Raw genomic sequence first — 12,749 nt, 5'->3', positions numbered from 1 at the left:
CCCTGCCGTGCTAGACTCCTGCCGATCAAACGTACTGCCTAATTCATTGTTTACTTCACATCGGAACACCCATGGCCAAACGCCAACTCAATCGTCGTCAGAACTGGCGCATCGAAAAAATTCAGGGCGAACGTGCGGCCCGTGCGGCAAAGCGCGAGTCCGTCACGCTTGAAACACTGGAGGGCGGCGACCTCGGCCCCGAGCAGACTGGCCTGGTGATCGCGCACTTTGGCGTACAGGTCGAAGTCGAGGCCCAGGAAGGCGAAGACGTCGGCAAGGTATTTCGCTGCCACCTGCGCGCCAACCTGCCCGCGCTGGTCACCGGTGATCGCGTTGTCTGGCGTGCCGGCAATCAGGGCATCGGTGTGATCGTCGCGCAATTGCCGCGCACCACCGAACTGCGTCGCCCGGACTCCCGCGGCCAGCTCAAGCCTGTGGCCGCCAACGTCGATCTGATCGTGATCGTCTTTGCGCCAATGCCCGAGCCGCACGCCAACCTGATCGACCGCTATCTGGTCGCCGCCGAGCACGCCGGCATTCATCCGCTGCTGCTGCTCAACAAAGCCGACCTGATCGACGAACAGAACGCGCCGGCGCTCAATGCGCTGTTGGCGGTTTATCGCACGCTCGGTTACCCGGTGCTGGAAGTGTCCGCGCACCAGGGCGACGGCATGCAGTCGCTGCAAAGCCAGCTCGATGGCCACATCAGTGTGTTCGTCGGTCAGTCCGGTGTCGGCAAGTCCTCGCTGGTCAACAGCCTGCTACCGGAAACCGACACCCGCGTCGGCCCGCTGTCCGAAGTGTCCGGCCAGGGCACGCACACCACCACCACCGCCCGCCTGTTTCACTTTCCCCGCGGCGGCGACCTGATCGACTCACCGGGTATTCGTGAGTTCGGCCTGGGTCACGTCAGCCGGGCAGACGTCGAAGCCGGCTTCATCGAGTTCAACGACCTGATCGGCACTTGCCGTTTCCGCGACTGCAAACACGACCGCGAGCCAGGTTGTGCCCTGCTCAAGGGCCTGGAAGACGGTCGCGTGCAACAGCAGCGCATGAACAGCTACCGCTCGATCATCGCCAGCCTGCCGCAAGATAGTTACTGACACCTGAACGCCACACACAAAAACGCCGCGATGATCGCGGCGTTCTTGCGTGAGTGTGTTGCGGCTCAGTTCTGGGCCGGCTCGACCCGTAACTTGCCCTCATCGAAGATGTTCAGCTTCTGCCGGATCTCGTGTGGCTGGGCGTAGGCCTGCGGATCGACCGGCGCGGCAGTCGAAGCGCCTGGCGCAGCGGGACCACCGGCAGGCGCTGGTGCAGGCTTGACTGGCGGTGCACCACCGGAGTTCTGATCGCCTTCGATACGATGCTGAGCCTTTTTGGTCAGCACCACGATATCAATGCGGCGGTTGACCGGGTTGGTCGGGTTCTCGCGGTCATACAGCGCCGACGAGGCATAACCCACGACTCTGGCCACCTGTGAATCCGGATAAGTACCAGCGACCAGCGCACGGCGCGCAGCGTTGGCACGGTTGGCCGACAGCTCCCAGTTGCCAAAGCCGTTGTTACCAACGAATGGCATCGCATCGGTATGGCCACTAATGCTGATCTTGTTAGGCACGCTTCTGATCGTGTCAGCCAGCGCCAGCAGGATGTCTTCAAAATAAGGCTTTAGACGCGCACTGCCCGAGTCGAACATCGGTCGGTTGTCGGCGTCCATGATCTGGATACGCAAACCGTCCTGGGTGATCTCGAACAGAATCTGGTCCTTGAATTTCTGCAGTTGCGGGTTTTCCTCGACCTTGTTCTGCAGCTCCTGCAACAGCATCTCCAGACGCTCCTGCTCGACCGCCTCGGCCTTGGTTTCCGACGTTTCGGCCTCAATAGGCACCGTGTCTGGCGAAGGGGTGGTCTTGACCTCAGGGTTGAGCGTCTGGTTCGGCGACATTTCCGGCGAGCCGCCCAAGTCGATCACATACGGTGAACCGCTGTCGGAGAAGCCGACCGGGTCTTTGAAGTAACCGGCCACCGCGAGCAGCTGCTCCGGCGTTGCAGAGGACATCAGCCACAGCACCAGAAAGAAGGCCATCATCGCCGTCGCGAAGTCGGCAAATGCGATTTTCCAGGCACCGCCGTGATGTCCGCCACCAAAGCGCTTTACGCGCTTGATGATAATCGGCTGATTATTTTCCATGACTTAGCGACCGCGAACCGCTTGTTCCAGCTCGCTGAAGCTGGGGCGATGCAGCGGATAGAGAACCTTGCGGCCAAACTCGACGGCCAGCGAAGGCGGCATGCCGGAGGCTGAAGCCACCAGCGACGCCTTGATGCTCTCATAGACATTCATTTCTTCTTTGGCGTCGTGCGCAAGGCTGGTGGCCAGAGGGCCGAAGAAACCGTAAGCCGCGAGAATACCGAAGAACGTACCGACCAGCGCCGCACCTACGTGCATACCGATCGCAGCCTTGTCGCCCGACCCCAGCGACGCCATTGTCACCACAATACCCAGTACCGCAGCCACGATGCCGAAGCCGGGCATACCGTCGGCGATACCGGTAATGGCGTGGGATGGATGCTCAAGATCTTCTTTCATGCTCAGCAGTTCCATGTCGAACAGGCCTTCCAGCTCGTGGGGAGCCATGTTGCCGGACGACATGATGCGCAGGTAGTCGCAGATGTACGCAGTCATGCGTTCATCTTTAAGCACACCGGGGTACTTGGCGAAGATCGGGCTGGAGGCCGCGTCTTCGATATCTCCTTCAATCGCCATCATGCCTTCACGGCGGCTCTTGTTGAGGATTTCGTAGACCAACCCCAGCACTTCGAGGTAATAGGCGTGTGTGAAGCGCGTACCAAACATCTTCAGCGACTTCTTGAACACGTGCATGAACATGTAGCCAGGGTTGGCCTGGAGGAACGCGCCCAGTGCTGCACCGCCGATGATCAAGACCTCGTAGGGCTGGAACAGCGCCATGATCTTGCCATGGGACAGTACGTATCCGCCGAGGACACTCGCGATAACGACAATGATGCCGATAATTTTAGCCATAGGAAAAAATACTTTACTGAGTCGGGTTCAGGGGCAGTCCGGAAGTTCTTGAATCTCTTCTTCTCCTTATCGGCCTAACTGGGCCAGACTATAGCCGGTTCTTGTGAAAAACCATTTTCCCGGTCCGATAAAAAGGGGAAACTGGCTGTCCAACCCCGCACACTGGCAGTCTTCCAGCCCGGATAATCAGCCGCACAGGCCATAGAATGTCGACAGCACATGTAGCACATCATCTGGTTCCCAAGACGCTTGATGCCTGGGTCAAACAGCTTGACGGCATCGCGCTGCCGGTGCCGGCCGTCAATCATGCTCACGTTCGTTCAGCGTTGAACGACAGCCGCCGCTCGCTGCGTGAAATCGCCGAAATGATGCAGGAAAGCCCTGCGCTGGTGCTCAGCGTGATGCGCGAAGCCAATCATCACACTCATGGCTTGACCGAACAGGCCGAGAGCCTCGAAATCGCGATAAACCGTCTGGGGCTGGCGCGTACCGAAACGCTTCTGGGACGCCTGCCGGCCAAACCGCCCGAGGAAATCCCGGCCGCCTACCGACAGTTGATTCTGGTCAGCCAGCACGCCACGCAACAGGCCAACGGGCTGTTTGCCAGCCGCCTTGCACGGCTCTGGCAGGACATCCATATGGGCAGCCTGCTGTTTCTTTCGCCGCTGTGGCCGATGGCGCTGGCTTACCCGAAACTGCTGGAAGAACTGGAATTGCGGGTCATCCACAAGGGCCAATCCAGCCTTGCGGTGGAAAAAGAGCTGTTTGGCGTCAACCTGCTGGAACTGTGCCTGGCCCTCGCCGAGTTCTGGCGCCTGCCGATCTGGGTCACACGCGGCTACAAACTGCTGATCAATGAACGGCGCGACCTGGCCAAGGTGCTGCGTATTTCTCGCGAAAAAAACAGCCCGCTGCAACAGCAGCAACTGATGGACGCCGACCCGAATCTACGCCGCTGGCTGAATCAGCCGGCCAACACCGTATTGCTGGGCAACGGCCTGGCACTGGCGGCGCAAAATGCCTGGAACAGCCCGCACTGCCTGCGCTGGGAGCGGCTGACCAGCCTGTACCTGCAACAACCGCTCAGCGATGTGCAGCAGCAGGCGCACCAGAACGCCGCCAGCAGCGCACGCATTCATTCGGAAAAAGACCTCTGGCACCCGGCCGAATCGCTGATATGGCCTTGGGACGCACGGCGCGTCAGGCGCGACAACGAACCGGCACCGCCGCCCTCGGCCGACGCCCTGCAACTGTGGCGCAAACATTGCGCCCAATTGCTGCAAGAGCCCAGCCCGTTCATCAACGCCATGCACCTGACCACCACCGCTCGCGACGCGTTCATGTCGTGCGGCATGGAACGGGTCATGCTGCTGATGCTGGACAAGACCTCCACCGTGCTGCGCGTCAATCAGACCGCCGGCCTGCCAGCGGAAGCGGCGGCCATGCAGCTGTTCACCAAGGAAAGCACCGTACTGCAACGCCTGCTGACCCAACCGACGCAGTTGCGCATGACGCCCGCCAACATTGCGCAGTTTTCTGCGCTGCTGCCTGCGCCGCTAAAAACGCTGTTCAGTGGCCAGCACTGGCTGATTCGCTCGCTGAGCAACAACGGCAAGGTCATGTTGCTGGTGGTCGCCGATCAGGGTGGAGGGGCCTTGTCGGAAATTTCCGTTCAGGCCTTCGGAAAAACCGCGCAATGCATTGAACGGGCACTTGGCATCTTTAGTCATCGCAAAGCGTGAGGCCTGGCGTACAATTCGCGTCTTTCTTTTCATCGGAGGCTGCAAATGTCCGCATTCACTGGCTTGTCGCTGGTCATCGAACCCAACGATCTGCTTGAGCGTCTCGACGCCCCTGAACTGATTCTCGTGGATCTGACCAGCAGCGCTCGCTACGAAGCCGGGCATATTCGCGGCGCTCGCTTCGTCGACCCGAAACGTACGCAACTGGGCAAGCCACCGGCGCCCGGCCTGCTACCGGACACGGCCGACCTGGAGCAGTTGTTCGGCGAGCTGGGCCACAACCCCGATGCGGTCTACGTTGTCTACGATGACGAGGGCGGTGGCTGGGCCGGGCGTTTCATCTGGTTGCTGGATGTCATCGGCCATAGCGGCTACCACTATCTGGACGGCGGCGTGCTGGCCTGGGAAGCGCAAGCACTGCCATTGAGCACCGAGGTGCCGTCGGTTGCTGGCGGCCCGGTTGCGCTGACACTGCACGACGAACCCACCGCCACCCGTGAATACCTGCAGAGCCGCCTGGGCGCAGATGACCTGGCAATCTGGGACGCACGCGCACCTACCGAATATTCGGGCGAAAAAGTGGTCGCCGCCAAAGGTGGACACATTCCCGGCGCAGTCAACTTCGAGTGGACGGCGGGCATGGACAAAGCTCGCAACCTGCGCATTCGTCAGGACATGCCGCAGATTCTGCAAGACCTGGGCATCACGCCTGACAAGGAGGTGATCACCCATTGTCAGACTCACCACCGCTCGGGCTTCACCTATCTGGTGGCCAAGGCGCTGGGCTACCCAAGGGTCAAGGCTTACGCCGGCTCGTGGGGAGAATGGGGCAATCATCCTGATACGCCGGTTGAAGTACCCACCGTGGCCGTTGCACCCATTGAAACGGCTGAGGTCATTGAACCGGCAGCGCCTGTCCAGCCAGCCGGAACCATTGAGCCTGTTCGCGCCACTGAATGGAGTAAGGGTTCTCAAAAATTTTCAGGACATTCATCTTCAGGACACTCATCTTCAGGACCCTCAATGAAAGACCGCTTGTTTATTCTCAGTCAGTACCTGTTGCCGCACCATCTGCTGTCCCGCCTGGCCGGCTGCGTTGCCGAATGCCGCGTGCGCTGGTTCAAGAACGCGTTTACAGCGTGGTTCGCCCGCCGCTATCAAGTGGACATGTCTCAGGCGCTGGTCGAGGACCTCACCTCGTACGAACACTTCAACGCGTTCTTCACCCGCGCGCTGAAAGCCGATGCCCGCCCGCTGGACACCACGCCTGGCGCGATTCTTTCGCCAGCCGACGGCGCCATCAGCCAGTTGGGCCCTATCGATCACGGCCGCATTTTCCAGGCCAAGGGCCACAGCTTCAGCGTGCTTGAGCTGCTGGGCGGTGATCCAAAGCTCTCCGCGCCGTTCATGGGCGGCGAGTTCGCGACCGTCTACCTGTCGCCGAAGGACTACCACCGCGTACACATGCCATTGGCCGGTACGCTGCGCGAAATGGTCTATGTGCCGGGCCGTATCTTCTCGGTCAACCAGACCACCGCTGAAAATGTGCCGGAGCTGTTCGCCCGTAACGAGCGCGTGGTTTGCCTGTTCGACACCGAGCGCGGGCCGATGGCCGTGGTGCTGGTGGGTGCGATGATCGTAGCGTCGGTCGAGACGGTCTGGGCCGGGCTGGTCACGCCACCCAAGCGCGAACTGAAGACCTTCAGCTACGACGAAGCCGCGCGTGCGCCGATCCATCTGGAAAAAGGCGCCGAAATGGGCCGCTTCAAACTGGGTTCTACCGCCATTGTGCTGTTCGGACCAAACCAGGTGAAATGGGCTGAACAGTTGACCGCAGGCTCCAAGGTTCAGATGGGCCAGGCGCTGGCAGCTCCAGCTCAGGCCTGATCGCGGCGACACTGACAGGGCATGAGCGCTGCATGGACAGCAACGCTCATGAAACTTGAAGTCATACATACCGGCCTAATGCCACAATTACTGCAGGGTGATGCCGATACTGTTAAAGTCGCCCAACCGGTGTTGTAGGATACTTCGCACTTTCATGGGCGTATGCTCGACAGATCGCTGATCCGCGATGAAGTCATCCCCCATTTAAAGCCACCGTCCGGGCCAGTGAGTTGTTGGAGTCAGCCTGTCACATGAGTAATTTTAGCCTTCCTCTGCTGTTGCGTGCCCCCACGCCGACGCAGTCGAGCCTGACATTCTGTGAAGCAAACCCCCGCGACATCAAGCGCTGGATCTCCAGGCTGCCCAAGGCAAACCTCGGGGAAATGGCCCGTCAGCTCTATCAGGGCCTGACCGAGCTTAACCAGTTGATCACCCCTGGCGACAATCGCCTGCAACTGCTGGAACTGCTGCGGCCGGAAGTCTATTTCGTCTGCAAGCACCTTGAGCGTCACTTTCTCAATCAGGCCATCGTGCTCGACGAGCGCCCGCGCAAGGTTGCCAATCTTTGCCAGGCCCTGCAAAACCACCTGGCAACCGGTTACAAGCAGATCATCCAGCAAGTAGCGTCGCGCTACACCCGAGATCAGGCCGGGCTGTTCAGCATGGCATTGCAACGCGCATTGCACGGGCTCACCGGGCCGCTGATTCGTGCCAATCAGCTGTACTGCCCTGTTCAAGACGGCCTCTGGCTCGAACTGCACCAGATTTACCAGATTGCCCGCCAGTACCAGTTGCACCATGCGCTGGTCGATGAGCCGCTGGCGCACCACACCAAAGCATTGAGCATTGAACAGACGTATGTGATCGCGTTATTGATGGGCTGCTCGCGTTGCAATCAGATGCGTCAGTTGAACATCGGCAAGCTGGCCGATGCCCTGGAAGCGTGGAGCCCGTTGGTCAAACTGCAATGGCCTGCCGAGCAAAACGGCCTGTTCGCCCTGGACCCGACGGTCGACAAGCCGCCGCTGTACCACGCGTTATTCACCGATGAGCAATCGTCCAGGCTGCTGGGCATCAATACCTTCGCGCTGGCAGAGGCGATCAACCAGTATCTGGCGCTGCCGGACGATCAACGCTCCCCTTCAACGCTGTTGATTCCGACCGGCATCAACACTGACCTGTTGCAACATCTGGCGGTCGCCTGGGGCGATGTGGCTGAACGTACCTTTCATCGCACGCCAGGCCAGGGCACGCTGAAACTGTGCATCGGCATGAGTGCGCTGCATTTCTACGTGGCGGGCCAGCGCTCGTTCAGCGATTTGCTGCAATTGAACAGCGCGAGCGGTGCTGCGAATTTCTCGCTCAAGATCGCCAATGCTGACGAAGAGGATGACCCTTGGTCCTCCGCCTTCGACACGCATCGCGGCAAGACTTCATCCGTGCTGCTGCCCTACGAAGAGATCGAATACCCGAAGATCGAGGGCGACAACGACTCGCTTTCCAACGGCCAGCATGCGTTTCCGACCTTCGACCTGAATATCGTCAACCACAGCCCGGGCGGCTACTGCCTGGCATGGCAGAAGGAAGTGCCACAGCAATTGCAGGCCGGCGAGCTGGTGGGCATTCAGGACGACTCAGGCCAGGGCTGGAGCGTTGCCATCGTGCGCTGGGTCCGGCAGGTACGCAGCGGCGGCACGCAAATGGGCATCGAGCTGATCGCTCCCTTCGCCCAGCCATGCGGCATGCAACTGGTACGCGAACAGCAGAACAGCCAATACCTGCGCACGTTGATGCTGCCGGAAGTACGCGCGATGGAAAAACCGCCGACCGTGCTCGCACCACGTCTGCCGTTTCAGGAAGGCAGCAAGGTGATGATCAACGTCGATGGTGAAGAGCGCCGCGCCTCACTGAGCAACCGGCGCATCAGCAGCGCCAGTTACAACCAGTTCGAGTATCAGATCTACGACGCGCCGAAAGCCGCCGAGGTCGAACAGGCGAAGCCGGGGCAGGAATTCGATTCCCTGTGGGGCACGCTGTAGTCGTTGCAATACCCTGGATATCGCAACGACTGCGACTCAGCGTTTTCCTTCGCGGTCGCGAAAGCCCAGCAGGTACAGAACCCCATCCAGCCCCAAAGTCGAAATCGCCTGTTTGGCGGACTGCTTGACCAGCGGCTTGGCACGGAACGCAACACCCAGCCCGGCAATGGCCAGCATCGGCAGGTCATTGGCACCGTCGCCGACTGCGATGGTCTGCTCCAGACTCAAGCCTTCCTTGTGCGCAAGTTCGCGCAGCAGGTCAGCCTTGCGCTGAGCATTGACGATAGGCTCGACGGCCACGCCGGTGACTTTGCCATCGACCACTTCCAGTTCGTTGGCATACACGTAATCGATGCCCAGCTTCGCTTGCAGCTGTTTGGCGAAATAAGTGAAGCCACCGGACAGGATCGCGGTCTTGTAACCCAGCCGCTTGAGCTCGGAGAACAGCGTTTCAGCGCCTTCGGTCAGCCGCAGCGAAGCGCCGATTTCATCCAGCACGCCGACGTCCAGCCCCTTGAGCAGCGCCAGACGCTCCTTGAAGCTCTCGCTGAAATCCAGTTCGCCGCGCATTGCCCGCTCGGTGATCTCGGCAACCTGCTCGCCGACGCCTGCGGCCTTGGCCAGCTCGTCGATCACTTCGGCCTCGATCAGCGTCGAGTCCATGTCGAACACCGCCAGACGCCGGTTGCGGCGGAACAGCGAATCCTGCTGGAAGGCGATATCGACATTCAGCTCCTGGGCCACGGCGAGGAACTCGGCCTGCATGGCTTTCGGGTCGGCAGGCTCGCCGCGCACGGTGAACTCGATGCAGCCCTTGCCCTTGTCAGCCGGGGTATCGAGCGGCATGCGCCCGGACAGGCGATCGATCTGGTCGATATTCAACCCGTATTTGGCAGTGATGGCGCTGACACACTGCAATTGCTCGGCGGTGACCTTGCGGGTCAGCAGCGTCACGATGTGCCGTGCCTTGCCCTGGCCCTCGACCCAATGCTGATAGCCTTCTTCGGACACAGCCGTGAAACGCACCTGCTGGTCCAGCTTGTAGGCGGTAAACAGGATGTCCTTGAGCACGGACGAGCCCTGCACGGTATCCGGAATTTCAACCAGAATGCCGAACGACAGCGTGTCGTGAATCACCGCCTGACCGATGTCGAGAATGTTCACGCCACCCTGAGCCAGGACGCCGGTGATAGCCGCAGTGAGACCTGGACGGTCGACACCGGTGATGTTAATCAGGACAATTTCGCGCAAGGCGCACCCCCGCAGTGGAAAAAACCGCATTCTAACCACATTCAGTGACCACCGGGCACAGGCAGCGCTTTGCCGCTACTGGGTCGCTCGTTATACTGCGCGACAACTTCACCGAAAGAGCCGTGCTCTGTGAACCGGCCCACGCCTGTTAAAACCGATAATTTCTTCCTGCTCATCTTTCGTGCCCTGCGTCATCGCCGTGTACCGATCGCTTTGCGCATTGCCAGCCATAACGTGATCCTGGTCGCTTTGGCGCTGGTGATCTACGCCGGTGTCATGGGCCTGCAGTTCAAGCAGGCCATGCACGAACAGGCGGATGCGCTGGGGCAGGCCCTGACGACCCAGACCGCCACCTCGGCTACCGAGCTGTTGGTGTCCAACGACATCCTCAGTCTCAACGTGCTGCTGGGCAATCTGGTCAAAAACCCGCTGGTAGCGCACGCCGCTATCTACAGTGTGGATAACCGCATTCTGGCGGAGGCCGGCCAGCGCCCGAAAAACGGGCTTCTGGGCGAGGCGCAGGGCCTGTATGAAATCAAGATCACGTTCCAGGACGTGATGGCGGGTCATCTGCGCATCAGCCTCGACATGTCGCAGTTCCAGCAACCGATGACCATCAGCCTGCAGAGCATGGGCATTCTGGCGGGCATCCTGCTGGCGCTGGCGCTGGCGCTGAGCCTGCGCCTCGGTCGCCATATCTCCACCCCGCTGATGCAAATGCGCATCTGGCTGCGCGATATCGACCCGTATACGCCAGCCACAGACCGTCAGGATGAAATCGGCGATCTGGCCCGGCAACTGCGCACCTCGTTCGCACCGCCAGTGCCGGAGCCAGAACCGCTGCCCGAGCCTGAATATGAAGGCGACGAAGACGAAGGCGAGGATCCCTACCTGGAGCCGGAAGAAAAGCCTGCCCCACCCACCTCTGCACGCGCCAGCGAAGCAAAACCTCGCCTGCCGGCGCCGCCCGTCCAGCGTCGCATCGTCGCAGAAGAAGATGAGGATGATGACGAAGACCCGTTCGCGGACCTGCGTGACACCTCAGGCAGCACACCCGTTGCGCGCCCTGCTGCATCGCCTGTCGCTCAACAAGAGCCGCACAACAGTGCCGTGCTGGCTGTTCAGCTGGGCGCACAGGATCAGTTACGCCGTCTGCCGCGCGCACGCTTGACCGAACTGCTGCAGCGCTATCGCGACTGTGTCGATCAGGCCGCCTCGGTGTACGAAGGCGAGCTGCACACGCTGAACGACGGCAGCACGCTGATGCTGTTCCACAGCCACGAAAGCGGTGACGACTACCTGACCAACGCCATTTGCTGCGGCGAGTTGCTGCGCGCGCTAAGCCACGCCTTGCAGATCGAAGTGGCCGACAGCGGTATTACCTTGCAACTGCAACTGGGCCTGACCCTGGGTGAGAACCTCAGCGGCCTGAGCCAGATAGACCTGTTGCTGACTGAAACGGCGCAGGACGCCTTGGCGTTGTCTCAGCACAGCCGCAACCTGCTGCTGGTCGAGCGGCGAATCAACGATGACCCGCTGATCCGCCAGCGCGCCCGCATCCGCCCCATCGCAAGCCCGGAAGGTGCCTGCTGTGTGGAGCGTCTGATGGAGCCCTACCCGTCCATGCTCGAACGCCAACTGTCGCGCATGCACGAATCCAACAAAGGCTGACAGTCGCCTCTGGCGCCCATCACATCACCATAACTATCGTGCCGACGCTGTGCGTCGGCATGCCGTTCTGAACACTGAGCGTCAGGAACGACAATCTCAACTATCGTGCTGCTGATAACCTATCGTGCGACGCTCTGCGTCGCATGCAGTTCTGGACGCTCTGCGTCCGATCTTGAGGGCGGGGGGCGTGGCGCAGATTTGTGACGCAGAGCGTCACGCACGGCATTCCTACTCTGGAACGTGATGAACGATAGGTACCCGGACTGAAACGAGAAGCGTCCGAACACCCAACAAAAAGCCCGCATCGCTGCGGGCTTTTTTGTTTGTCCGATTCAGTCTAGAAGCGGAACACCTCAAGGTCGGTACGTATCGGCGATGCCATTGGCATGCGTGGCTTGTCAGGCTCTTTGGCCTTGGCCACCGGGGCCTTTTTTGGCTCTTCGAGCGGCTGCCAGGAAATCGGCTTGATCGCCGTGCTGACCTGATCGGCCAGGCGCTGCAAGAGCATGCCTTGCGCCTTGACCTGGTCGGCAGAGCTGCCGGCATGGACTTGCTCAAGGTGGACCAGTCGGCTGTCGCGGACATGGCCTTTGCGGTCCAGAAGACGCCATTGCGCATCCAGAACCGCAGGCTGTTTGGCACCGGAGTCCAGACGGGTGATCGACAATACGACCTGAACGTCCGGCGTGAAATTGGCAACCGCAGGCGCCATTACGACTCGCTGGCTGTCCAGTTTCCAGGCCAGTTGGCGCAGGAGCAACTGGTCGATATCCGAAGACAGGTTGCCCGCCCAGCGCCCGTCAGGCGATGCGGTCAGGGTGCCATCCGGCTGGCGTTGTAAAAGGGTTTCGCGTTGCAGATAGTCGGCCACCGAAACAGGACCCAGCAATACTGCCAGACCGCTACTCTGTTTCGGCTGACCAGGCTCACCGCTATCGAGCTGATACAGCGCGGTCGGCTGGCGCGAACTGCAACCAGCCAGACCCAGAACGCCAGTCATCAGCAAGATCAGGGGAAGGCGTAGAAAATTCATCATCCCATCCAGGTGGCCGTCCACAGACAAGCCACAGTATTAGTACTTTCAAGACCCATGCAGGCACTGAGCCACGC

General features: G+C 60.5%; 9 protein-coding genes and 1 pseudogene. 6 read left to right on the top strand and 4 right to left on the bottom strand.

Annotation, left to right across the window (positions count from 1 at the left end; genetic code table 11):
- The first annotated feature begins 71 nt into the window (after positions 1-71).
- Entirely contained in the window at positions 72-1,103 is a 1,032-nt protein-coding gene (gene rsgA / locus QRN38_RS01940; RefSeq protein ID WP_005763005.1) for a small ribosomal subunit biogenesis GTPase RsgA, read from the top strand.
- A gap of 65 nt (positions 1,104-1,168) precedes the next feature.
- Here rsgA and motB read toward each other — a convergent pair whose 3' ends face one another.
- Together motB and motA are read right to left on the bottom strand one after the other, a co-directional pair.
- The gene (gene motB / locus QRN38_RS01935; RefSeq protein WP_057417886.1) at positions 1,169-2,194 is read right to left on the bottom strand and encodes a flagellar motor protein MotB; all 1,026 of its coding nucleotides are present in this window, start codon (positions 2,192-2,194) and stop codon (positions 1,169-1,171) included.
- A 3-nt stretch (positions 2,195-2,197) separates the two neighbouring features.
- The gene (gene motA / locus QRN38_RS01930) at positions 2,198-3,049 is read right to left on the bottom strand and encodes a flagellar motor stator protein MotA (RefSeq protein WP_005763001.1); all 852 of its coding nucleotides are present in this window, start codon (positions 3,047-3,049) and stop codon (positions 2,198-2,200) included.
- A 206-nt stretch (positions 3,050-3,255) separates the two neighbouring features.
- Between motA and QRN38_RS01925 the strand changes: the two genes are divergently transcribed.
- The 4 genes and pseudogenes from QRN38_RS01925 to QRN38_RS01910 all read left to right on the top strand — a co-directional run bounded on the left by QRN38_RS01925 (position 3,256) and on the right by QRN38_RS01910 (position 8,717).
- Positions 3,256-4,791: an HDOD domain-containing protein gene (locus QRN38_RS01925; RefSeq protein WP_011105242.1), complete on the top strand. Its 1,536-nt coding sequence runs from the start codon at positions 3,256-3,258 to the stop codon at positions 4,789-4,791.
- A gap of 45 nt (positions 4,792-4,836) precedes the next feature.
- Positions 4,837-5,649, top strand: a pseudogene (locus tag QRN38_RS01920) (rhodanese-like domain-containing protein); the annotation flags it as partial.
- 165 nt (positions 5,650-5,814) lie between these two features.
- The gene (gene asd, locus QRN38_RS01915) at positions 5,815-6,678 is read left to right on the top strand and encodes an archaetidylserine decarboxylase (RefSeq protein ID WP_024678775.1); all 864 of its coding nucleotides are present in this window, start codon (positions 5,815-5,817) and stop codon (positions 6,676-6,678) included.
- A 251-nt stretch (positions 6,679-6,929) separates the two neighbouring features.
- A complete protein-coding gene (locus tag QRN38_RS01910) occupies positions 6,930-8,717 on the top strand; it encodes a cyclic-di-GMP receptor FimW-related protein (protein WP_057417887.1) in 1,788 nt (595 codons plus the stop codon).
- Positions 8,718-8,753: 36 nt separating this feature from the next.
- Here the strand turns inward: QRN38_RS01910 and serB are convergent, their stop codons facing one another.
- Complete coding sequence (gene serB / locus QRN38_RS01905; protein WP_003380690.1) at positions 8,754-9,968, bottom strand: phosphoserine phosphatase SerB; 1,215 nt, start codon at positions 9,966-9,968, stop codon at positions 8,754-8,756.
- A 129-nt stretch (positions 9,969-10,097) separates the two neighbouring features.
- Here serB and QRN38_RS01900 point away from each other — a divergent pair, with 129 nt between their 5' ends.
- Entirely contained in the window at positions 10,098-11,639 is a 1,542-nt protein-coding gene (locus QRN38_RS01900; RefSeq protein WP_007244602.1) for a HAMP domain-containing protein, read from the top strand.
- Between the two features lie 337 nt (positions 11,640-11,976).
- Here the strand turns inward: QRN38_RS01900 and QRN38_RS01895 are convergent, their stop codons facing one another.
- Positions 11,977-12,672 (bottom strand): PqiC family protein, encoded by a 696-nt coding sequence (locus tag QRN38_RS01895; protein WP_007244601.1) that lies wholly within the window; start codon positions 12,670-12,672, stop codon positions 11,977-11,979.
- Positions 12,673-12,749: the final 77 nt, after the last annotated feature.

Origin of the sequence: Pseudomonas sp. CFBP2511 (genome assembly GCF_030209255.1) — a bacterium.
Classification (GTDB): domain Bacteria; phylum Pseudomonadota; class Gammaproteobacteria; order Pseudomonadales; family Pseudomonadaceae; genus Aquipseudomonas; species Aquipseudomonas avellanae.
This window is presented reverse-complemented; position numbering and strand designations above follow the sequence as displayed.

Excerpts from the sequence above, each read along its gene's own strand:
- rsgA (WP_005763005.1), top strand. The coding sequence starts at position 72 with ATGGCCAAACGCCAACTCAATCGTCGTCAGAACTGGCGCATCGAAAAA.
- motB (WP_057417886.1), bottom strand. The coding sequence starts at position 2,194 with ATGGAAAATAATCAGCCGATTATCATCAAGCGCGTAAAGCGCTTTGGT.
- motA (WP_005763001.1), bottom strand. The coding sequence starts at position 3,049 with ATGGCTAAAATTATCGGCATCATTGTCGTTATCGCGAGTGTCCTCGGC.
- QRN38_RS01925 (WP_011105242.1), top strand. The coding sequence starts at position 3,256 with ATGTCGACAGCACATGTAGCACATCATCTGGTTCCCAAGACGCTTGAT.
- asd (WP_024678775.1), top strand. The coding sequence starts at position 5,815 with ATGAAAGACCGCTTGTTTATTCTCAGTCAGTACCTGTTGCCGCACCAT.
- QRN38_RS01910 (WP_057417887.1), top strand. The coding sequence starts at position 6,930 with ATGAGTAATTTTAGCCTTCCTCTGCTGTTGCGTGCCCCCACGCCGACG.
- QRN38_RS01895 (WP_007244601.1), bottom strand. The coding sequence starts at position 12,672 with ATGAATTTTCTACGCCTTCCCCTGATCTTGCTGATGACTGGCGTTCTG.